This is a genomic window from Kocuria atrinae C3-8, assembly GCF_000286355.1.
Classification (GTDB): Bacteria; Actinomycetota; Actinomycetes; order Actinomycetales; family Micrococcaceae; genus Kocuria; species Kocuria atrinae_A.
Genome location: NZ_AJXN01000006.1, coordinates 1 through 20,502, shown reverse-complemented (window position 1 = coordinate 20,502; position 20,502 = coordinate 1). Strand labels below are relative to the sequence as shown.

The window sequence follows — 20,502 nt, the reverse complement described above, 5'->3', positions numbered from 1 at the left end:
GCGGTGGTCGCGAGCGGCTGATCGGTGGTTACGCCGTGGCCCGCTTGACCAAGATCCGCGCCCTGGGTGGCGTGGCTCTGCTGGCCGACGGCGTGATGGCCGGGCGCACCTGGTACAAGTCTGCGGGCCCCGCCACCACCGCGGGCCTGAGCGTGCTGTACCTGGCGGGCTTCGGCCTGTCACACCCGCTAGCCAAGAAGATCGGTGCGTGGCCCTCCGTGCTGACCGTGGCGGCCGTCAATTCGGCAGCCTCGTGGTTCCTGGTGGACCGCCACAACTTCGCCCGGGCCGAGGAAGAACTGAACGAGATCGCCTGACGTAACGCCACGAAAAACGTGGACCCGCACCGGATCGGTGCGGGTCCACGTTCGTATCGAGAGGCTCTGGACCGTCAGTCGTCCACGGCGTCGCGGCCGCGGCGGACGATCAGCGGATCCGGCGGGTACACGACGGAGGTGTCCTTGTCCTCGTAGTCGAACTGGTTCAGGAAGTAACGCATGGCGTTGAGCCGGGCGCGCTTCTTGTCGTTGGACTTGATGGTGATCCACGGGGCGTGGTCCGTGTCCGTGCGGCGGAAGGTCTCTTCTTTGGCCACGGTGTAGTCCTCCCAGCGGTCCAGGGACGCCAGGTCCATGGGCGAGAGCTTCCAGCGGCGCACCGGGTCGATCTGACGGATCGCGAAGCGGGTGCGCTGTTCGTGCTGGGTCACGGAGAACCAGAACTTGGTCAGGTGAATGCCGTCATCCACGAGCATCTTCTCGAACGTGGGGGCCTGAACCATGAAGCTTTCGTACTCTTCGTCCGTGCAGAAGCCCATGACGCGTTCCACGTTGGCGCGGTTGTACCAGGAGCGGTCGAACAGCACGATCTCACCGTTGGTGGGCAAGTGCTGGATGTAGCGCTGAAAGTACCACTGACCCTGCTCGCGATCGGACGGTTTGTTCAGCGCCACGGTGCGTGCGGCACGCGGATTGAGGTGCTCGGTGAAGCGCTTGATGGTGCCACCCTTGCCGGCGGCGTCGCGACCTTCAAAGACGATCACGTGCTTGAGGTCGTTGTCCTGACCCCAGTACTGGAACTTGAGCAGCTCGATCTGGAGCTGGTACTTCTCGAGCTCATAGTCCTCCCGGGACATACGCTCGTCGTACGGGTAGCCCTCGCGCCACGTCTCAACCGCGCTTCCACCTGGATCGATGAGGTCAGGGTCCGGAGACTGACCGTCCCGCACCGTGTACCCCTGTTCCACAAGTTTGTCGATGAACTCGCGGAGGTTCTCCCGTGCCGGTTCTTGCTGCGGGGTCATGTGTCCTCCTAGTGGGTCGTGCCGCGGGCGGCACCCTGTGTACGTCTCGCCATCAATCCTAGTTGGCGGGGTTAACGACTGTTGAACACGGCGCGGTATCGGCCTTCATCCGCAATACTCCCGACTCACTAGACTGGCAAGGGAAGGTTCCATACTCGATCACCGAGGAGCGCTGAAGCACGCATGAGAATTGGCCTAATGACGAGCGGTGGAGACTGCCCCGGACTGAACGCTGTGATTCGCGGCGCTGTCCTGCACGGAATCAAGTCCTACGATCACGAGTTCGTGGGCTTCCGTGACGGCTGGCGCGGTGTGGTCGAAGGGGACATCATGGAACTCCCCCGCCAGAGTGTTCGTGGCCTCGCACGCCAGGGCGGCACCATTCTGGGAACTTCGCGCACCAACCCGTTCGACGGACCCAACGGCGGTCCGGAGAACATCGCCAAGGTTCTGGAGGCCAACGGGATCGACGCCATCGTGGCCATCGGCGGCGAGGGCACTTTGGCCGGCGCCAAGCGGCTCGCGGATGCCGGGTTGCCCGTGGTGGGCGTTCCCAAGACCATTGACAACGATCTGAAGGCCACGGACTACACGTTCGGTTTCGACACCGCGGTGTCCATCGCGACCGATGCCATGGACCGCCTGCGCACCACCGGCGAATCCCACCACCGCTGCATGGTGGCCGAGGTCATGGGCCGCCACGTGGGCTGGATCGCGCTGCATTCCGGCATGGCGGCCGGTGCCCACGCGATTCTGATCCCGGAGTACGGGGTGTCCATGGAGCAGGTCTCCAAGTGGGTCAAGGAAGTGTACGACCGCGGCCGCTCGCCGCTCGTGGTCGTGGCCGAAGGCTTCATCCCCGAGGGCTACGAAGAGGCTATTGCCGGTAAGGGACAGGAGGCATCCGGCCGTCCGCGACTGGGCGGTATCGGTGACTACGTGACCCGCGAGATCGAGGACATCACCGGCATCGAAACTCGAAACACCATCCTGGGACACATCCAGCGCGGTGGCGCGCCCACCGGCTTCGACCGGGTGCTGGCCACTCGGCTCGGCATGGCCGCCGCGACCATGGCGGCGGATCAGGATTGGGGCCAGATGTGCGCGCTGCGCGGCACCGACGTGGTGCGCGTGGACTTCGCCGAGGCCCTCGACGGTCTCAAGGAGGTCCCGCTGGACCGCTACGAAGAAGCATGGTGCTCTTCGGACGTTAGTCTCGCAGCGGCGTCGGCGTGGCTGCGCCCACCCGGCGAACGGTACGCGCGGCGTCGAACTCCAGAAGGCAAAAAGAGTGCGGCGGTTCAGGAACTTTCCTGAACCGCCGCACTTTTTGTCGGACGAGTGCTACAGGCGCATACCGCCGTCGCGAGGCCCGCGCATGAGGTCCTTGGGGCGACCGACCACGGAACCCGCGTCAGGCTGGACCACCACGGTCTGGGCAGCGGACCACTGCTCGGTAGAGCCTTCGTCATCGGCAGCTTCTTGTGGCGCGACGTCCGCCGTGGTCGAAGCGCTGTCAATGGTGTCCCGCACCAGCAGCTCGGCCTGCGGGTCCACGTTGCGCTTGAGCACGGCCAAGGCGATGGGCCCGGCCTCGTAGTGCAGTCGCGCCGAAGTCACCTGCCCCACCTTCTTGCCGTTGAGCGTGACCTCCGCCCCGGCTGCGGGCAGCGTGTGCTGCGAGCCGTCCAGATCCAGGAACGTGAGCCTGCGCGGCGGGTGGCCCAAGTTATGCACACGGGCCACGGTCTCCTGGCCCTTGTAGCAACCTTTAGACAGGTGCACCGCGGTGCGCATCCAGTCGAGTTCGTGGGGAATGGTCTTGACGTCCGTTTCCGCTCCCCAGCGCGGGCGCCACGCAGCGATGCGCAGGGCTTCCGCAGCCCAGGATCCGGCCCGGTTGAGCCTCGTTCGTCCAGCGCGGTAGCGGCGGCGTCCAGAGCGGCCAGGGGAAGCACGTGCTCGAACCAGGGGCGTTCCAGCCCGGGGTGCTCCGACTCCACGCTGTAGGCGTAGCCGCCGGGGGAAATTTCGGGCCAGGGATCGCGCCAGACAACCACGGGCGACGACGCCGCCTGCTCGCTTTCCCGGGCATTGGCCAGTTCCGCGCTCAGATCCTTGGTCGCGGCGATAACGGCCCATTGGTCACTGACGTCAGCGACTTCCACGCGCAAGGCAAAGCGCATGGACTCGAGCCATGCGGCCAGTCCGGGAGCTTCCGCTGCTTCGGCGATGAGCCACGTGGTGGTTCCGTCATCCACGGCGTGGGGAGCGAACTCGACCCGACCCTGGATGCTGAGGAACATGGTTTCGGTGCTCTGACCGGGCTTGAGACCCGTGAGTACCTGGCTGGAGAGCGTGGTGAGCCAATTGAGGCGATCAGCGCCGGTCACGGTCACCACGCCGCGCTGAGACTGGTCCACGTACCCGGTTCCGCGCGCCAGGCGCGTTGTTCGGGAACGGGGTCCCCGTAGTGGCCTGCCACCCCCTCGTCCAGGCCTTCTGCCTCCACCGCGCCGGGGCGCGAGAGAAGAACGGATCGGTACGAGGATTCAGTGGAAGTCACTGTTGCGGATCAACCTTTTTCAGTTCGGCGGAGGCGTGCGTGGCCAGTTCCTGACCGTTGGCGGCCATGTCCCAGGCCCACATGAGATTCCCATTGACCAGACCGTAAAGCCTGGTTCCGGAGGCGTACTCCTTGGAACCCTGAGCGCGCATTACGGCGTCTGTGGCCAGGTCAACGCGGGGCCCTTTGATCTGCCCCAGGTACAGCTCAGAGATGCCACCGGGGTGCAGCATGGACACAGAGATGTCGAAGCCACCGTCCGCGTTGCGCAGATCCTCGACGTCCTGTGCGGTTTTCAGGACCGGTACGGGATCTGGAGGCAGCATGCCGGGACCGATGTCGCCGTCTTCGCGAGGGCGTGCCAGTTCCCAGAAACCCTGTTCGTAGGTGGCTTCGCGCTGGGGTTCGCCCTCTTCATTGAGGAGCGTGGTTTGGGCGCGATAGATCACGAACGGCAGACCGTGCTGCTCGAACGTGACCCGCTGCCGGAACGCACGCTGTTCGGCGTCTCCGTAACCGACGAAGCCGTCACCCTCCCAGGTCCCCAGGAGCCAGGCGAACGGCACGAGCTCCGGAGTGAGATTGGTGGGGATCTCTACGGGCATGGATTTAGAGCTGACCCTTGAAGAGGCTGGTGACGACCTTCAGAGCAATACCGCCGATTGCGAGACCGGCCAGAACCAACAGGACGAGGAAGAAGATTTCGAGTGCAAGCATGGCACTAAGCTACCACGGAGCCCAGCACCCGACCGGCAAAAAGTGCTGCCACGCCGAGTAGCGCAACGGGTGTTACGCCGAGGGTCAACAGGCCCCTTCGCTTGGGCGTTTCGGGTGCTGCCGAGATGATCCGGAAGCCCACCACACCAATGATGATGGCCAGAGGCAGGCCCACACCCGCCAGCGTGACCCACGTGCCCAGTCCGTACAGTTCTTCTACGTGCCCCAGGCCGACCCAGCCGGAAGCGCTGACAGCGGCGAGCACGCCCGTGACGGACGCCAGGGTGGATTCCAACCGTCCCTTGGCGCCTTCACCGCGCACGAGTTCGGCCACGCACACGGCCATGAACGCAACGCCCACCACCGCGGGAAGCCAAATCAGTTGCTGGTCGGGGACGAACGTGACCAGGGAGCACGCGACCACGCCTGCCGCGGCAATGATCACGTTGTGTCGACGCCGCGCCTCGATGCCCGTTGCAGCCGGCCAGCCCACAGCGATCACCACGGCCATGGCCACGGAAACGATCAACGGCAGCCACCCACCGAGCACACTGGCGACCAGGGCAAGAATCAGCGATACGGCGGCCGCGCCGATGATCCTCGCGTATCTCATGGGTGTCCTTCGTGCACGGTCAGGGGAAAGCATGCTCCCATCAGCCTAACGGTCCCCGCGCCGGGAACTCGTCAGCACATTGCCGGGTCCGGGCTTCAAGGCGCCATGAGCGTGGAGATAGTTAACGAGCCTCTCGATTATTTATAATGGTCGTCACAGCCGCCCGGGGACTCCCGTGGTGGGCTCCCCTCACCATCAACGGGATGATCCGTGCTCCAGATTGTGCTGCTCAGCGATGCAACGAACGCGGTTGCCAGTGTCCTGCCAGGTCTTGAACTGCTGTCGCACAAGATAGAAGTGGTGCCCCTCAGCTCCCCCGGTGCGCTCAAGCGCGTGCAGCGACCGGATGTGGTGGTTCTTGACGGCACCTCCAACATGGTGGCCGCGCGCAACACCGCGCAAACCCTCGCCGCTCGAGACAACCCCGTCCCCGTGCTCATGGCCCTGACCGAGGGCGGAATGGCGGCCGTGGCGGCGTCGTGGTGTGTCACGGACGTGGTGCTGACCAACGCCGGGCCCGCGGAGATCGAGGCGCGGCTGCGGCTGGCGAGCGCCAAGGTAACCGAGGAATCCCAGGACGAGACCCTGATCCGGGCCGGGAACGTGACCATCGATGACGGTTCCTACACCGTGAAGATCGGCGGCACACCGCTGAACCTGACGTACAAAGAATTCGAGTTACTCAAGTTCCTGGCGCAGAACGTGGGGCGGGTCTACACCCGCGCCCAGCTGTTGTCCGAGGTGTGGGGGTACGACTATTACGGGGGCACCCGCACGGTGGACGTTCACATTCGACGGCTGCGGGCGAAATTGGGCGCCGATCACGAGCACCTGATCACCACGGTGCGTAACGTGGGGTACAGCTTCACGGCGGGCCGGGACAGCGAGTCCTGACGCGCCGGACAACCGCTCACTGTGGAGGTATGCCATGCCCGTGACCATTCTCAGCCACGACGGAATTGCCGATTCTGCAGCCCTGACGGACTTGGCCCAGCGAGCTGCCCAGGCCGACGGCGATCCCCCCTTCTCGGACCAGACGCTCGTGGACGTGCGCTCGGACAAGGCGGGAATCCGGTCAGTCACGGCCGTTGCCGACGGCGCCTTGGTGGGCGCTGCGGTCATCAACCCGGACCCGGACCAGGCCTCGACCTTCACGGTGGAGCTGGTGGTGGATCCCGAACACCGTGGGGCGGGAATCGGAACCGCCCTCGCCCGTGAGGTGCGCGGCCAGGTGGAAGGCACCGTGGAGGCTTGGGCCCACGGTGACCATCCGGGTGCCCGGCGGCTGGCGGAAACCTACGGCTTGAACCCAGTGCGTGATCTTTACCGCTTGAAGCGTTCATTGCGCGGAGCATCCGACCTTCCCCTGCCCGTGGAACTGCCCGAGGATCTCGAGATCGGCCCCTTCGAGGTGGATCGGGACGAGAACGGGTGGCTGAGGGTCAATGCGCAGGCCTTCTCGGAGCATCCCGAACAGGGAAAAATGACCCTGGATGATCTGCGGCAGCGAGAGTCGGAGGACTGGTTCGACGCGCCCGGGTTCCTACTGGCGGTGCGATCCGAAGACCCCCAGGACATTCAGGGCTTCCACTGGACCAAGATCCACCCGTCTTCCGGCGATTCCCCCGCCATGGGCGAGGTCTACGCGGTGGGGATCGCCCCTGACCAACAGGGCCGGGGCCTCGGCAAGGCGCTGACCGCAGCGGGAATCAACTACCTCGCCAAGCAGGACCTCGATGACGTCATGCTGTACGTGGACGGGGACAACACCTCGGCCGTGGCCCTCTACGAAAAGCTCGGCTTCGAGCGCTGGCACGTTGACGTGATGTTCCGGGGCGAGATCAACGGCTAGCGGATGACCGGATAGCATCGTCAGGGGCGCCGCCTCACCCCACAGGGTGGTCAGCGTGTGCCACCTCGGTCCATCAGACAGAGAGCGGGTCATGGCGAAAAGTAATGCCTCCGGAAAGATCGATATCTACGCCGCAGGCTGTTTGTGCTGGCGTCTCAGCGCGGGCGAACTGCAGGTGCTGGTCATTCACCGACCGCGCTACGACGACTGGTCCTGGCCCAAGGGCAAGCAGGACAACGGTGAAACCCTTCCGGAAACTGCAGTCCGCGAATTGCGCGAAGAAGTGGGCCTGTCCGTGCGGCTGGGCGTGCCGCTGCCGTCCATCCGCTATGAGGTCAAGGGCCAATCCAAACTGGTGAAGTATTGGGCTGCCGAGATCGCCCCGTCCGTGAAAGCCAAGCCGGATCACGGTGAGGTGGATGAACTCCGGTGGGTTTCTGCGGATAAAGCCCGCTCAATGCTCAGCAACGACGACGATCGCGAACCACTCGACGAACTCGTCACGTTGCATCGCCACGGAAACTTGGCCACCCGACCAGTCATCATCGTGCGCCATGCCAAGGCGAAGCCACGCTCCTCGTGGCAGCGCGCCGAGGGCGACCGCCCATTGGCCGCCACGGGTAAGCGACAGGCGCTGGCCGTCACACGTTTGCTCGCTGCGTGGCAACCGCGCCGGGTCATCACGTCCCCGTGGTTGCGCTGCATGTCCACGGTGATCCCGTTCGCCAAGAAGTACAACGCCAAGGTCAAGGAACGCTCCCAGCTGACCGAAGCCTCCCACAAGCGCTCCCCCAAGAAGGCTGCAGCCATCGTGGAGCAGCTCTTCGACACCGAGCACCCCGTGGTGTTGTGCACCCACCGGCCGGTGCTACCCACGGTCTTCAAGGTGCTGTCCCGCCACATGCCCAGCTCGCTGAGCGACGAATTGCCGGATTCGGACCCCTATCTGTCCCCCGGGGAGATGGTGGTGCTGCACATGCCGCGGAACAAAAAGGACCGCGCCGTGAGTTGTGAAATCATCACCCCGTTCGACGACTGACCCTCGCCGATTCAGCACCACCGGCTGTCACCATGGCCGGCCCCGAATCCGGGTCACCACCGTTGCCGCGTTCAGCACGAAGGAAACCATGTCTGTCATCCCCACGCCCTATGAAGATCTCCTGGCCGAGGTCATGGCCGACGGCGCACTGAAATCCGATCGCACCGGCACGGGGACGCGCTCGGTGTTCGGACGTCAGATCCGGTACGACCTCTCCGAATCCTTCCCGCTGCTGACCACCAAGCGCGTGCACTTCAAGTCCCTCGCACTGGAACTGTTGTGGTTCCTGTCCGGTTCGTCCAACGTGCGGTGGCTGCAGGAACGCGGCGTGAGCATCTGGGACGAGTGGGCGGACGAGAACGGTGACTTGGGCCCGGTCTACGGTGTGCAGTGGCGCAGCTGGCCGGCCGGTCACGGTGAGAGCATCGATCAGATCGCCCGCGTGGTGGAGTCCATCAAGACCTCACCGCATTCACGCCGCCACATGGTGACCGCGTGGAACCCGGCCGAGGTCGAGAACATGGCGTTGCCGCCCTGCCACGCCCTGTTCCAGTTCTACGTGCAACCCCGCGAGGACGGACCGGACGCCTGAGCTGCCAGCTCTACCAGCGTTCGGCGGACCTGTTCCTGGGTGTTCCGTTCAACATTGCCTCCTACGCGCTGCTCACCATGATGGTGGCCCAGCAGTGCGATCTGGTCCCCGGTGAATTCATCTGGACCGGCGGCGACTGCCACATCTACAACAACCACGTGGAACAGGTCACCAAACAGTTGGCTCGCGATCCGTACCCTTATCCGCAGCTGAAGATCCTGCGGAAGCCGGACTCCATCTTCGACTACGAGTTCGAGGACTTCGAAGTGGTCAATTACCAGCACCACCCCGGAATCAAGGCACCGGTGGCGGTATGAGCGCGGCGCATTCAATGCCCGAGCCCGCCGCGAAACAAGGCCGTCCCATCGTGGGTGGTATCTGGGCGCAAAGCCCCCAGGGTGTAATCGGCAAGGACGGCACCATCCCGTGGCACGTGCCCGAGGATCTGCGCTTCTTCTCGATCACCACCACCGGGAACCCGGTCATCATGGGCGCCGCACGTGGGAATCCTTCCCCCCTAAATTCCGCCCCTTGCCGGCCCGACCCAACATCGTGGTGACCAGCCACCCCGAGACCGTGGCGAGCGACCAGGAGAACGTGTGGACGGCGGCGTCGTACGCGGAAGCCTGGACCTGGCCCAATCCCTGCTCACCGAGCCGAACGGCGATATTTGGGCGATCGGCGGGACTCGAATCTGGGCCGACGCCCTCGCCCACGAGACGCTGCCGCTGACGCGCGCCTACGTGACCACCGTGGACCTGCCCGTGGGCGGAGACACCGTGGCCCCGAAACTGGATGACTCGTGGCAGCGCCGCGAACTGGCCGACTGGGCCGAGTCCAGCAAGGGGCCCCGATTCCGCGTGGACGAATACACACGGGCGTGAGTCTTGGGACGACTCGATGCACAGCGGCCCGGATACATGCGATAGCGTGATCTTGACCACATCGACCTTGGAGGACTGAGCCGCCGTGACCACTGGCCCCACACCGAGCATCCACGAGAGCCCCACGCTCGAACTGCGCGCCAACCCCGACCTCGGTCGTTACGACCTGTGGGACGACCAGCAGTTCATTGGCTTCCTGGGTGTCGAAATCCTCGAGGACGGAACCGTGGACGTGCAACACACCATTGTGGCCGAGGCTTTCGGCCGCCAGGGCTACGCGCGCACCCTGGTGACGTTCGTCTTTGATCAGTTCCGCGAGCAGGGCGTGAAGATCCGCCCCACCTGCACCTACGTGCTCGATTACCTGCAGCGCTTCCCGAGCTATCAGGACCTGGTGGCCGATACTCCGGACCCGCGCAACCAGGAGTAACTGTGATTCGCGCCCTATTTATCGGTCGATAGACTGGGCGGCATGACTTCACAACCTTCAGCCGTAGGCTTCATCGGCTGGCGCGGCATGGTCGGTTCCGTTCTGATGGACCGCCTGCGCGCCGAGAGCGATTTCGCAAGCCTCGATCCCGTGTTCTTCTCCACCTCCAACGCCGGAGGTGCCGCACCCACCATTGACGGTCTGGGTGACACCGGAACGCTGAAGGACGCCTACGACATTGAGGCGCTGTCCGCGCTGCCCATCCTGGTGACCGCGCAGGGCGGCGATTACACCAAGGCCGTGCATTCCAAGTTGCGCGACGCCGGCTGGGACGGCATCTGGATCGACGCCGCTTCAACCCTGCGCATGAACGAGTCCTCCATCATCCCGCTGGACCCGGTCAATCGCGACGTGATCGACGCCGGCCTGGCACGCGGCGTCAAGGACTTCACCGGCGGTAACTGCACCGTCTCCTGCATGCTCATGGGCCTGGGCGGACTCTTCAACAACAACCTGGTCGAGTGGACCACGTCCATGACTTATCAGGCCGCCTCCGGTGGCGGTGCCCGCCACATGCGCGAGGTCATCCAGCAGTTCGGTGACATCCACGGTTCGGTCTCGGACCAGCTTGCCGACGCCGCTTCGGCCATTCTCGAGATCGACCGCGCCGTGCTCGCCAAGCAACGTTCCGGCGAGCTCGACACCTCACAGTTCGGTGTCCCGCTGTCCGGTTCGCTGATCCCCTGGATCGACGCCGATCTGGGCAACGGTCAGTCCCGCGAGGAGTGGAAGGCCGAGGCCGAGACCAACAAGATCCTGGGCCGCTCCGGCGAGGACCTCATCCCCGTGGATGGGCTGTGCGTGCGCATCGCCGCGATGCGCAGCCACTCCCAGGCGTTGACCATCAAGTTGCGCGAAGACATCCCGGTGGACGAGATCGAGCGGATCATTGACGCCGAGAACCAGTGGGCCAAGGTCATCCCGAACACCAAGGAGGCCAGCATGCAGGATCTGACTCCCGTGGCCGCCTCCGGTTCGTTGGACATCCCCGTGGGCCGAATCCGCAAGCTCTCCATGGGTCCGGAGTACATCTCCGCCTTCACCGTGGGAGATCAGCTGCTGTGGGGTGCCGCTGAGCCCCTGCGCCGCATGCTCAAGATCGTGACCGGCACGCTATAAGTAGGTTCTACTTCTCGACCGATTCCGGGGCCGTGACACGCAAGTGTCGCGGCCCTTGGACTAGGTGATGGGGTTTGTCGCGGGCACGGCGGAAACGCCATTCGGCCACGATGTTGGACCACCAGCGCCAGGCCCTGATGGCCAGCCGTTTGACCCGCTGGTTGAGACGGTGCGCCCACGCGAATTCGGTGCTCCACAACCCGATGCCCAAGAAGATCGCCAACCAGCCGGGACCGGGTGTCACCAGCATGATGATGCCCGCGATGACGAACACTGCGCCCAGCACGGTCACCAGGGTCATGTGAATCACGCGCAGTGCGGGATGCCTGTGGGAGAACGCCTTGACCCGCAGCACGGTGCGATGGATCCGGCCGCCTTCTTCGCCGCGGCGGATCTCCTCGTGTAATTCGGAGCTCATGCTGTGGTGAGCACCTAAAGACTCAACCCCACCAGGACCGGCTCGGGAACCAGACGCACGCCGTACACGTGCTCCACGCCGTCGCGGACCGTGCGTGCCAGGGCTGCCAAGTCCTCGGAAGAGGCACCGCCGCGGTTGGTCATGGCCAGCGTGTGTTTGGTCGAGAGCGCGGCGCGGCCGTCGGCCACGGATTCGCCATCCAGATCGAGTTGCTGATTGCGGGAACCGGGCAATCCGAACCCCTTGGCGAACCCTGAATGGTCGATGAGCCATGCCGCGGAGAGCTTGGTGGAACCGGGAATCTCTTGGCCTGCGGCGTCGAGCACGGGATAGCGCGGAGCGTCGTCCGGGATGCTTTCCAGGCGGGCGGGATCGTCCACGATGGGGTTCGTGAAGAACGAACCGGTGCTGTAGGTATCCCGGTCCTCGGGATTGAGCACCATGCCCTTGGACGCACGCAGCCGAAGCACGGTGTCGCGCACGGTGTCCAATGGCGCGCACTCGCCGATCTCGACGCCCAGCGCCCCCGCGAGCTGTCCGTAACGCACCGGGAGGCCAACGTCCTGCGGAAGCAGGCGGAAGGCCACCGAGAGCACCACGTAGCGCGGTGACCCGTGGTCCATGCTCCGCTTGAGCACGGAATCACGGTAGGAGAATTCCAGCTCGTCCGTGCTGAAAGTTCGCTGCTCCCCGGTCTGGCGGTCCCACGTTCGCACGCTCTCAATGGTCTGCGAGACCTCCGTGCCGTACGCGCCAACGTTCTGCACTGGAGTGGCTCCCGTGGTGCCGGGAATGCCCGAAAGAGTCTCCAGACCCGCCAGGCGCTGCTCGACGCTCCACAGCACGGTCTGATCCCACGAGTGCCCGGCCTGGACCTCCACCAGGGTGCCCTTGGTCCCGTCAGTGTCGACCACGTCGATGCCCTGGGTGGCCACGTGCACCACGGTTCCTTGGAAGCCGTTGTCCGAGGCCAGGATGTTGGAGCCGCCACCGACGATCAGGACCGGCTCCCCCGCGCGGTCCGCCTGGGTCACCGCCTCGACCAGTTGTTCTTCGGTCTCCGCTTTGAGGTAGCGAGTCGCGGGGCCTCCCACCGCAGTGGTGGTCAGATCGGCCAGTCGGGGTGCATTCATGATGGACAACTCTAGTGCTAGAACTTCACAACAACCTGAGCCTTGACCAAGACCTTGAGCGCTTGGCCTCAGCGGGATCCGCACCTTCCTCGGCCAGGTCGGGGGCGGTCACGGTGAGGTCCACACGCACGGTGCGAGCGTCCGGATCCACCAGGCCGATCGCGCCGCTCACGGACAGCGCCGTGCTCGGCTCGACCTCACCGTCGAAACGGTTGGGCACCACCACGGGCTTGGTGAAACGCGTTTGGTAATCGACGACGCGCCCGCGTCGCCGGCCCATTCGGTCACCAAACCCACGGCGGCACCCATGGTGAACATGCCGTGGGCGATCACGTTGGGAAGGCCCACGTTCTGGGCGAAATCCTGGTTCCAGTGGATCGGGTTGAAGTCCCCGGAGGCACCGGCGTACTTAACGAGGTCCGCACGGGACACCGGCACGGTGCGCTCACCGACGGACTGGCCCTTTTCGAGCTGATCGAATGCGATGTTCATTACTGATCCTCCCCGCGTACCAACAGCGACGACGTGGTGGTGGCCACCTGGTCTCCCCCGAGCGTGGTGATTTCCACGCGGGACGTGATCATGGCCCCGGAACCCAGCGGACGCACCTGGTCCACCGTGAGAGCAGCGAGCAGCTCGTCACCGGCCACAATGGGGCGGTGGTGCGTGAAGCGCTGCTCCGTGTGGACCACGCGCGAGAAGTCGATACCCGCGCTCGGGTCCTGGATCAGAGCGGCGTCGGCGCGCTGGGACGCGATGATCGCAAAGGTGGGCGGAGCCACCAGGTCGTCGTAGCCGGCAGCCTGGGCTGCTTGCACGTCGAAATGAACGCTGTCCGTGGCCTTGACCGCGGAGGCGAACTCGCGGATCTTCTCACGGGACACCTGATAGGCGGGCGCGGCCGGTACGTACGACCCACCACGTCTTCTGAAATGGCCATGGCTCTCCTCGGTCGGTCGGAAGAATTTCCCTCAGCCTACTGGGCCGACCGGCACGGGATAGAAAAAGACGCCGTTCCGTGTGGAACGACGCCTTGAAAGTAGCGGTGGACGGGCTCGATCCGTCGACCTCACGATTATGAGTCGTGCGCTCTAACCAGCTGAGCTACACCGCCATTTCATGAACGAACCTGCGGCTCGTTTGCACAAGCCGCAGGCCCTCATCATGAGAGCCCCGACCGGGAATCGATCCCGGGACCTCCATCTTACCAAGATGCGCTCTACCACTGAGCTATCGGGGCAACGCGGAAAACTCTAACAGCATTTCGGCGAGTTGCAAAAACGAGGTGAACTCGCCGAATCCGCAGAGTATCCGCGGGGTGCCAACCGCCCTGAATCGGGCGGTCAGCGGGGTCTATCAGCGGTCGCGGAAGCCGCCATTGCCCTTGGGGAAGCCCTTCTTGCGCGGACGATCCTGGTACGAGGAACCACCGCTGCGCGGACGGTCACCACCGCGGAAGCCTCCGCGGTCTCCACCACGGTCGCCACCGCGATCCGAGCGGCCGCCACGGTCGAAACGACCACCGCGGTCACCGTCACGGTCGCGGAACCGGCCACCCTCACGGGAACCTCCGCGGGAGCCGCCGCCACCACCGGGTCCGCGATCCTCCTGGATGCGAATCGGGGAGCCGTTGATGCGGGTGTTGGACAGCTTGTCCATGGTGCCCGCGGGCAGGTTCTCGGACAGGCCCACCAACGTGAAGTTGGGGTGAATGTCGATCGCACCGATTTGCGAACCGTTCAATCCGCCCTCATGGGTCAGCGCGCCCACGATGGCACCCGGTGCCACGCGGTCACGATGGCCCACGGCCAGCTTGTAGGTGCGCATGCCGGCCTCGGGTCCGCCGCGACGTCCACCGCCGCCACGGGGCCGTCAGAGCCCTCACGACGGTCACGGTCGCGCTTGCGCTGCGGCAGCTCGGGGAGCTCTTCGGCCAGGAACGGGCGACCGGCCTGAGCGATCACGGCGAGCGCTGCGGCGATCTCAGCGGCATCCACGTCGTGCTCGTTCTCGTACTGTTCCACGAGCTCGCGGAAGAAGGAGAGGTCCTCGGACTCGATGGTCTCCGCGATCTGGTTCGCGAAATTCTCCTTGCGGGTGCGGTTGACGTCCTCCACGGACGGCATGCGCATCTGCTCGACCGGCTGACGCGTGGCCTTCTCGATGGCGCGCAGCAGGTACTTCTCCCGCGGGGTCATGAAGAGAATGGCCTCACCCTTGCGTCCCGCGCGGCCGGTACGGCCGATGCGGTGCACGTAGGACTCGGTGTCGTGGGGGATGTCGTAGTTGACGACCAGGGAGATGCGCTCGACGTCCAGGCCGCGTGCGGCGACGTCGGTGGCGACCAGGATGTCCACCTTGCCGTCACGCAGCGAGTCCACGGTGCGCTCACGCAGGTTCTGCGGGATGTCACCGTTGATCGCGGCGGCGGTGTAACCGCGAGCCTTGAGCTTGTCGGCGATTTCCTCGGTGGCGGCCTTGGTTCGGACGAAGACGATCACGCCGTCGTAGTCCTCGACCTCGAGCACGCGAGTCATGGCGTCCAGCTTGTGCGGGCCCATGACCTGCATGAAGCGCTGACGGGTGTTGGTTCCCGTGGTGGTCTTGGCCTTGACCGTGATCTCCTTGGGATCGCGCAGGTACTGCTGAGCGATCCGGCGGATGGCCTTGGGCATGGTCGCGGAGAACAGGCAACCTGCTTCTCCTCCGGGGTCTGGCTGAGGATCTTCTCGACATCCTCGGAGAAACCCATGCGGAGCATCTCGTCGGCCTCGTCCAACACCACGTAGGCGATGTCGTCGAGCTTGAGGGATCCCTTGCTCAGGTGGTCGATCACGCGACCGGGGGTACCCACCACGACCTGCGCGCCGCGGCGCAGGCCAGCCAGCTGCGGGCCATAGGAGGAGCCGCCGTAGACGGGCAGCACGGTGAAGTCGTCCAGGTGCGTTGCGTAGGAGCCGAAGGCCTCTGCCACCTGCAGCGCGAGCTCACGAGTGGGGGCCAGCACCAGCACGCGGGTGGAGCGCTGCGGGCCGTGCAGGTCGGACAGTTCCGCCAGCTTGGACAGCGCCGGAACCGCGAAGGCCGCGGTCTTACCGGTACCGGTCTGGGCCAGGCCCACCACATCGCGGCCACTCAGCAGAGCGGGGATGGTGGCTGCCTGAATGGGTGAGGGATACTCGTAGCCGACGTCGTCGAGGGCTGCCAGGATGCGGCCGTCAACGCCGAGTTCGGCGAAGGTGGGGGTGTCGGGCTTGGATTCGGCGGGCTCGGGAGCGCTTTCAGCGTCCTGGGGAGCCTCGGTAGTAGTGGTCGTCTCAAGCTCTGCAGCAGTTTCAGGGGTGGATTCAGTAGGCATGGGTGAACCTCGCTTCGGTGGGGTGGAAATGATTGACACCGGCGCGTGCGGTCCTACCGCGTGTGCCTCTGATCGACATGCCTGCTACGGCGAAACGATTTAATGAGGACAGAAAAACCGGAATGATAACGCCCCAGTCTAGCGCACTTCGTTGCGTTACGGAGACTCCTGCTTGAGCAGAATGATGTTCCCCTCGTCACGTACGGTGACATACGTCTCTCCGTACAGTTCCTCCGCGTACTCGGTGGGACGCTGCGGAGGATCCTCTCCCCATGTGCCACCTTCACGGTCGATCACCACGTACTCGGGGGCGGGATCGCCGAGATTTCCGATCCAGTGCACGTCCGCTCGGGACACCAGCCCGTTGATCAGCGTCAGGTCGGTGGCCACGGATGCACCTTCCGGCACAGCCTGAACCGTGGCGTGCTTGATACCGGCTCGTGGGTCGTCGCGCCAGGCCTCCTCCGTAGCCAACTGAGACAGCGGCTGCTGGGTGGCCACGGTGAGCGCGACGACCAGGGCGGCCCAGGGGCCGATTTTCGCGAGTGTCCGCGACACACGGGCCCCTGCGCCGGCGGCGCGAAGTCTCACCACGGCGTCGACCAGGGCGATGAAGATGATGGGCATGATCACCGCGTTGTAATGCCAACCCGGACCCCAGTAGCCGTGATTGGGTGAGAGCATGCGCCACGCGAGCGTGGGTAGAGCGACCAGGGCCAGTGGTGAGCGCACCACGATCACCGCACCCGCGGCGATCGTGAGCAGCCACGTGCCCAGCTTCTGTTCAGGAACGAACAGGGAAATCACCGCGCCGGCCGGGTCGCGCAGGATTCCGGCGATGTCCAGCTTGTCCGCGTACGCGAACGAATCGTTGGGGTTGAGTCCGGGGAGCACGACCCAGATCGCCAGGAGGCTCAGCCCCACACCCCACAGCATCAGGAGGGCTCCCAGCATGGCCGGCTGCTGCGCCGTCCGGCTCAGTGCCGTACTGAATTCCGACGACGACGCCGCTCGCGCACCCGGCCCGCGCCCGGTCGCCGGTTCGTACACCCGGCCCAGCAGCCGGCCCGAAAGCCGCGCGGTGGGCCTGAACGCGTGAGCGAACATCACCGCGCCGAGGGCGGCAACCGTCATCCCCAGATCCTCCTTGACCAGGGCAACCGGGGCACTCCACAAGGTGGCTGAGAGCCACCGCCGTTCCCTCAGTGCGCTCATGGCGAGAGCAGGAGAGGTACGGCGAGCGAGATTTCGTGGAACTGTACGGCCAGCGCACCCTGCAGACCGAAGCTCAGTCCGTAGGCCACCCCGATCGCAGCGGCGGGTGCCGGTCGAAGGGCTCTCACGGCGCACCAGGTGACGACCCCCACGGAGATCCCCAGCAGACCATCCTGGATGATCATCAGCGTCAGGGCGGAGGGGAACAACCAGTAGACGGGCGCCAGCACCGCCAACAACGGGTGGAAGTGATCGCCGAGCAGATTGAACCCGTGACCTTTGATGTTCACCACGGGAGGCTCGCCGGCGGCGTAGGACTGCAGCAGTTGGGTGAAGATCGCGTTGTCCCACGAGGCACGTCCCAGCGGTGCCACTGCGTGAGCGAGAAAAGCGCGTACAGAAGCGTGAAGGCTAGGGCAGTCAGGAGCGGCAACCAACGTGTGAGGCTGCTAGTTCCACCCTTCCGAACCCACATTCCACCCCTGGTGGGTGTGGCACGCGCGAACGAAGTGGACACAGGAATTCCTCACGTGGGTAACAGACGAGGGCAGGATATCCCAGGCATCCAACACGTAGATGAACATGTAAACGACTCTAATTTCGCGGTCCTGCCAGTGGCAGTCGGGGGTGGCACCCCACGTGGGCGGACCCGCTTATGCGTGTCGTGGGTGCGTGCAATGATGACGAACATGTCCTTGGAAGCCCCCGCTGTTCTCGCGCAGCATTCCGCATCGGAGCCCGTTCGGCTCCGGTGGTCCCCGCGCGGCCGGTGCACCTGGGGCAGACATTATCGGTCCTTGGCCGGGGCAAGAACGACCCCACCGTGCGGGTCCTGTCGCCCGAGTGCGTGTGGATCACCGCCAGACACCAGGGCCTGGCCGTCTCCGCTCGGTTCACTCGAGTTCCGGGCGGCTCGAACGTGGCAGCGTTGGAGCGGGACATCGTGGTCGATGCCTGGGGTCCCGGCGCCTCCGAGTGGATCAGCAGCGCACCCAATTGGTGCGGTGCCGCGGACGACTGGACCGCGTTCGAAAGCTCCCCCGCCTACGACTTGCTCCCGGAACAATTGCGGCTGGCGCGGCGTCGTCACCCTGGACTTCGGTTGCCGGCCACCGGCGCCGTGACAGACCGCGCAGTCATCGCGATCATCGAGCAACGCGTCACCGCCATCGAGGCCATCCGTGCCTATCGCTACTTGGTCGGACTGGCGGGCGAACCGGCACCGGGACCCGCCCCGGCCGGGATGTTCGTGCCACCCACAGCCGAACGATGGCGCACGATTCCATCATGGCAGTGGCACCGCGCGGCGTGGATCCTCACCGTTCCGCCACCGTCATGCGAGTAGTTCACCGGGCGAGTGCCCTTGAACGGCTGGGACTGATCGAGGACCCCGCAGTGGTGCGCGCCAAGCTACAAACCCTCAGTGGGGTCGGAGTGTGGACCGCGGCGGAAATCACCCAGTGCACGCATGCGGACCCTGACGGCATTAGCGTGCGCGACTACCACCTGGCCGACTACGTCTGTTGGTTCTTCGACGGAGCCCCGGGTTCGGACGAGCGCATGGAAGAACTCCTGGAACCGTGGCGAGGACACCGCCAACGAGTGGTGCGATTACTCAAGGCCAGCGGTCACCGCAAACCATCGTTCGGCCCCCGGCTCGCCCCGGCGGATCACCGCTGGCACTGACGGCGCTCGCATGATTCGGGTCGGCTCGTTACCAACTGAGGATTGGTTAACCTAGCTAGCTAACGTGCCGATGCCGGAGCACACTTGAGGCATGAGCGAGCACGTGATCGCCGAACCTCACAATGACAAGTACGGCGAAAAACTCAATAAACTCCGCGCCGGGGTTCTGGGTGCGAATGACGGAATCGTATCCGTGGCGGCCACGGTGGTCGGAGTTGCCGGCGCAACGGCCAGTTCGTGGCCCATCCTGGTGGCCGGCTCGGCCGCGGTAATCGGTGGTGCCCTGTCCATGGCCCTCGGTGAGTACGTGTCCGTCTCCAGCCAAAAGGACTCTCAAGAAGCCTTGATTGCCAAGGAAGAACGCGAGCTCACGGAGATGCCGGAGGCCGAGCTCCAGGAACTGACTGACATTTACCGTTCGCGCGGGCTCTCGGAAGACACTGCGCGGCGGGTGGCCGTGGAACTCACCGAGCGCAATGCGCTTTTGGCGCACCTGGATGCCGAGTTGGGCATCGATCCGGAAGACATCCCGAGCCCGTGGGCAGCAGCCTGGGCCTCGGCACTGGCATTCCTGCTCGGTTCGTTCCTGCCCATGCTCGCGATCCTGTTGCCGCCGCCCGAATGGCGGATCCCCGTGACGTTCGTGGCGGTGCTCGCTGCCCTGGCAATCACGGGCACCCTCGGCGCACGCTTGGGAGGCACACCGCACGTGGGACGTGCCGCCACGCGAGTGGTCATCGGTGGTGCGCTGGCCCTCGGCGCCACGTTCCTCATCGGATCGCTGCTCGGTGTGACCGCTGCGTAAGTGCCTGCGCTGAAGTCAAGGGTGGGCTGCTGACGTGTCAGCGTGCGTCCGTTCAGAAGCTCATAAAAAAACTCAGGGGCGTCTCCACGTGGAGAGCGCCCCTGAGCGGTTAAGCTTTGTGCTGGGTCAGTTGGCCTGCTCGCCCTCGGCGGCCTGCTTCTCGACCTCGGCGCGGACCTCTTCCATGTCCAAGCCCTTGACTGCGTCAATGACCTGATCCAGGGAGTTGGCCGGCATGGCGCCGGGCTGGGAGAACACCAGGATGCCCTCGCGGAAAGCCATGAGGGTGGGGATCGAGGAAATCTGCGCTGCGGCAGCCAATCCCTGCTGGTCCTCAGTGTCCACCTTGCCGAACACGATGTCGGAGTGCTTCTCGGATGCGGCCTCGTAGGTCGGAGCGAACTGCTTGCAGGGGCCGCACCAGTCTGCCCACCAGTCCAACAGGACGATGTCGTTGTCGGAAATGGTCTGGCCCAGAGTGTCTTGGGTGATGTCTACAGTAGCCATGGATCCAGCCTAAAACGCCGGGAGTTTCAACCCCAGAGCGTTCACTGCTGGCACAAGACCCCGCTCTGATGTGTCCTGCCGAGTTCCGGGAAGAGATCTTCGAGGAACGCGTGCTCCAGGAGCGATTGGCGTCGCACCGCCTGAGGTCAGGCCTGGGTCAGAAAATCAGTCAGACAGCGAAAAATCCCGGACCGATCGGTCCGGG

The 20,502-nt window shown here is 64.9% G+C and carries 19 protein-coding genes, 2 tRNA genes and 6 pseudogenes; 13 read left to right on the top strand and 14 right to left on the bottom strand.

What is annotated here, in order from left to right; all coding sequences use genetic code 11:
• Nucleotides 1-35: 35 nt before the first annotated feature.
• Nucleotides 36-317: a hypothetical protein gene (locus YO9_RS0101045; RefSeq protein WP_016995815.1), complete on the top strand. Its 282-nt coding sequence runs from the start codon at nt 36-38 to the stop codon at nt 315-317.
• Between the two features lie 74 nt (nt 318-391).
• Here the strand turns inward: YO9_RS0101045 and ppk2 are convergent, their stop codons facing one another.
• Nucleotides 392-1,303, bottom strand: coding sequence for a polyphosphate kinase 2 (gene ppk2, locus YO9_RS0101040; RefSeq protein WP_016995814.1), 912 nt, complete (start codon nt 1,301-1,303; stop codon nt 392-394).
• Nucleotides 1,304-1,486: 183 nt separating this feature from the next.
• Between ppk2 and YO9_RS0101035 the strand changes: the two are divergent.
• Nucleotides 1,487-2,517, top strand: a pseudogene (locus YO9_RS0101035) (6-phosphofructokinase).
• Between the two features lie 130 nt (nt 2,518-2,647).
• Here YO9_RS0101035 and ygfZ read toward each other — a convergent pair.
• The 3 genes and pseudogenes from ygfZ to YO9_RS0101015 form a co-directional block, all read right to left on the bottom strand.
• Nucleotides 2,648-3,869 (bottom strand): annotated as a pseudogene (ygfZ, locus tag YO9_RS0101030) (CAF17-like 4Fe-4S cluster assembly/insertion protein YgfZ).
• Nucleotides 3,866-4,474, bottom strand: coding sequence for a nitrobindin family protein (locus YO9_RS0101025; protein ID WP_016995811.1), 609 nt, complete (start codon nt 4,472-4,474; stop codon nt 3,866-3,868). Before YO9_RS0101025 ends, ygfZ begins: the two are co-directional and overlap by 4 nt.
• Before the next feature lie 116 nt (nt 4,475-4,590).
• Nucleotides 4,591-5,199, bottom strand: coding sequence for a hypothetical protein (locus YO9_RS0101015; RefSeq protein WP_016995809.1), 609 nt, complete (start codon nt 5,197-5,199; stop codon nt 4,591-4,593).
• Between the two features lie 210 nt (nt 5,200-5,409).
• Between YO9_RS0101015 and YO9_RS0101010 the strand changes: the two genes are divergently transcribed.
• The 8 genes and pseudogenes from YO9_RS0101010 to asd all read left to right on the top strand — a co-directional run bounded on the left by YO9_RS0101010 (nt 5,410) and on the right by asd (nt 11,175).
• Entirely contained in the window at nt 5,410-6,093 is a 684-nt protein-coding gene (locus YO9_RS0101010; RefSeq protein WP_016995808.1) for a response regulator transcription factor, read from the top strand.
• Nucleotides 6,094-6,127: 34 nt separating this feature from the next.
• Nucleotides 6,128-7,051 carry a mycothiol synthase gene (gene mshD / locus YO9_RS0101005; protein WP_016995807.1) on the top strand — a complete coding sequence of 308 codons (924 nt, stop codon included), beginning with the start codon at nt 6,128-6,130 and terminating at the stop codon, nt 7,049-7,051.
• A 91-nt stretch (nt 7,052-7,142) separates the two neighbouring features.
• A complete protein-coding gene (locus tag YO9_RS0101000; protein ID WP_031272438.1) occupies nt 7,143-8,090 on the top strand; it encodes an NUDIX hydrolase in 948 nt (315 codons plus the stop codon).
• An 88-nt stretch (nt 8,091-8,178) separates the two neighbouring features.
• A pseudogene (locus tag YO9_RS0100995) lies at nt 8,179-8,999 on the top strand (thymidylate synthase).
• Nucleotides 8,996-9,252 (top strand): annotated as a pseudogene (locus tag YO9_RS19440) (dihydrofolate reductase); the annotation flags it as partial. The pseudogenes YO9_RS0100995 and YO9_RS19440, both read left to right, overlap by 4 nt.
• Before the next feature lie 29 nt (nt 9,253-9,281).
• On the top strand, nt 9,282-9,566 hold the full coding sequence (locus YO9_RS19430) for a dihydrofolate reductase family protein (protein ID WP_016995803.1): 285 nt from the start codon (nt 9,282-9,284) through the stop codon (nt 9,564-9,566).
• A gap of 85 nt (nt 9,567-9,651) precedes the next feature.
• Nucleotides 9,652-9,996, top strand: coding sequence for a GNAT family N-acetyltransferase (locus tag YO9_RS0100985; protein ID WP_016995802.1), 345 nt, complete (start codon nt 9,652-9,654; stop codon nt 9,994-9,996).
• Between the two features lie 42 nt (nt 9,997-10,038).
• Nucleotides 10,039-11,175 carry an aspartate-semialdehyde dehydrogenase gene (gene asd, locus YO9_RS0100980; protein ID WP_016995801.1) on the top strand — a complete coding sequence of 379 codons (1,137 nt, stop codon included), beginning with the start codon at nt 10,039-10,041 and terminating at the stop codon, nt 11,173-11,175.
• Nucleotides 11,176-11,182: 7 nt separating this feature from the next.
• On the opposite strand, the gene YO9_RS0100975 is transcribed toward asd, so the two are convergent.
• From YO9_RS0100975 to YO9_RS19425, 9 genes and pseudogenes are all read right to left on the bottom strand, one after another.
• On the bottom strand, nt 11,183-11,593 hold the full coding sequence (locus tag YO9_RS0100975; protein WP_016995800.1) for a PGPGW domain-containing protein: 411 nt from the start codon (nt 11,591-11,593) through the stop codon (nt 11,183-11,185).
• 14 nt (nt 11,594-11,607) lie between these two features.
• Nucleotides 11,608-12,726, bottom strand: a complete 1,119-nt coding sequence (locus YO9_RS0100970; protein ID WP_031272437.1) for a UDP-N-acetylmuramate dehydrogenase — start codon at nt 12,724-12,726, stop codon at nt 11,608-11,610.
• A gap of 17 nt (nt 12,727-12,743) precedes the next feature.
• A pseudogene (locus YO9_RS0100965) lies at nt 12,744-13,218 on the bottom strand (MaoC family dehydratase).
• Nucleotides 13,218-13,610 (bottom strand): FAS1-like dehydratase domain-containing protein, encoded by a 393-nt coding sequence (locus tag YO9_RS0100960; RefSeq protein ID WP_016995797.1) that lies wholly within the window; start codon nt 13,608-13,610, stop codon nt 13,218-13,220. Before YO9_RS0100960 ends, YO9_RS0100965 begins: the two are co-directional and overlap by 1 nt.
• A gap of 156 nt (nt 13,611-13,766) precedes the next feature.
• Nucleotides 13,767-13,840: transfer RNA gene (locus YO9_RS0100955), tRNA-Met, on the bottom strand.
• 55 nt (nt 13,841-13,895) lie between these two features.
• Nucleotides 13,896-13,966: transfer RNA gene (locus YO9_RS0100950), tRNA-Thr, on the bottom strand.
• 116 nt (nt 13,967-14,082) lie between these two features.
• A pseudogene (locus YO9_RS0100945) lies at nt 14,083-16,084 on the bottom strand (DEAD/DEAH box helicase).
• Between the two features lie 156 nt (nt 16,085-16,240).
• The gene (locus YO9_RS16180) at nt 16,241-17,299 is read right to left on the bottom strand and encodes a DUF2079 domain-containing protein (protein WP_016995796.1); all 1,059 of its coding nucleotides are present in this window, start codon (nt 17,297-17,299) and stop codon (nt 16,241-16,243) included.
• Nucleotides 17,296-17,673, bottom strand: a complete 378-nt coding sequence (locus YO9_RS19425; RefSeq protein ID WP_016995795.1) for a DUF2079 domain-containing protein — start codon at nt 17,671-17,673, stop codon at nt 17,296-17,298. Before YO9_RS19425 ends, YO9_RS16180 begins: the two co-directional genes overlap by 4 nt.
• Nucleotides 17,674-17,954: 281 nt before the next feature.
• On the opposite strand from YO9_RS19425, the gene YO9_RS16175 reads away from it, so the two are divergent.
• From YO9_RS16175 to YO9_RS0100920, 3 genes are all read left to right on the top strand, one after another.
• Nucleotides 17,955-18,644, top strand: a complete 690-nt coding sequence (locus YO9_RS16175) for a DNA glycosylase family protein (RefSeq protein WP_223285917.1) — start codon at nt 17,955-17,957, stop codon at nt 18,642-18,644.
• Nucleotides 18,587-18,985, top strand: coding sequence for a DNA glycosylase family protein (locus YO9_RS16170; RefSeq protein WP_223285916.1), 399 nt, complete (start codon nt 18,587-18,589; stop codon nt 18,983-18,985). Before YO9_RS16175 ends, YO9_RS16170 begins: the two co-directional genes overlap by 58 nt.
• 91 nt (nt 18,986-19,076) lie before the next feature.
• Entirely contained in the window at nt 19,077-19,790 is a 714-nt protein-coding gene (locus YO9_RS0100920) for a VIT1/CCC1 transporter family protein (RefSeq protein WP_016995794.1), read from the top strand.
• 126 nt (nt 19,791-19,916) lie between these two features.
• Here the strand turns inward: YO9_RS0100920 and YO9_RS0100915 are convergent, their stop codons facing one another.
• Nucleotides 19,917-20,297, bottom strand: coding sequence for a thioredoxin family protein (locus tag YO9_RS0100915; protein WP_016995793.1), 381 nt, complete (start codon nt 20,295-20,297; stop codon nt 19,917-19,919).
• Nucleotides 20,298-20,502 lie beyond the last annotated feature (205 nt).

Coding starts and splice junctions, on each gene's coding strand:
- YO9_RS0101000 (WP_031272438.1), top strand. CDS start 7,143: ATGGCGAAAAGTAATGCCTCCGGAAAGATCGATATCTACGCCGCAGGC.
- YO9_RS0100920 (WP_016995794.1), top strand. CDS start 19,077: ATGAGCGAGCACGTGATCGCCGAACCTCACAATGACAAGTACGGCGAA.
- YO9_RS0101025 (WP_016995811.1), bottom strand. CDS start 4,474: ATGCCCGTAGAGATCCCCACCAATCTCACTCCGGAGCTCGTGCCGTTC.
- YO9_RS16170 (WP_223285916.1), top strand. CDS start 18,587: ATGGCAGTGGCACCGCGCGGCGTGGATCCTCACCGTTCCGCCACCGTC.
- mshD (WP_016995807.1), top strand. CDS start 6,128: ATGCCCGTGACCATTCTCAGCCACGACGGAATTGCCGATTCTGCAGCC.
- YO9_RS16175 (WP_223285917.1), top strand. CDS start 17,955: ATGCGTGTCGTGGGTGCGTGCAATGATGACGAACATGTCCTTGGAAGC.
- YO9_RS0101015 (WP_016995809.1), bottom strand. CDS start 5,199: ATGAGATACGCGAGGATCATCGGCGCGGCCGCCGTATCGCTGATTCTT.
- YO9_RS0100970 (WP_031272437.1), bottom strand. CDS start 12,726: ATGAATGCACCCCGACTGGCCGATCTGACCACCACTGCGGTGGGAGGC.
- YO9_RS0100975 (WP_016995800.1), bottom strand. CDS start 11,593: ATGAGCTCCGAATTACACGAGGAGATCCGCCGCGGCGAAGAAGGCGGC.
- YO9_RS16180 (WP_016995796.1), bottom strand. CDS start 17,299: ATGAGCGCACTGAGGGAACGGCGGTGGCTCTCAGCCACCTTGTGGAGT.
- YO9_RS0100915 (WP_016995793.1), bottom strand. CDS start 20,297: ATGGCTACTGTAGACATCACCCAAGACACTCTGGGCCAGACCATTTCC.
- asd (WP_016995801.1), top strand. CDS start 10,039: ATGACTTCACAACCTTCAGCCGTAGGCTTCATCGGCTGGCGCGGCATG.
- ppk2 (WP_016995814.1), bottom strand. CDS start 1,303: ATGACCCCGCAGCAAGAACCGGCACGGGAGAACCTCCGCGAGTTCATC.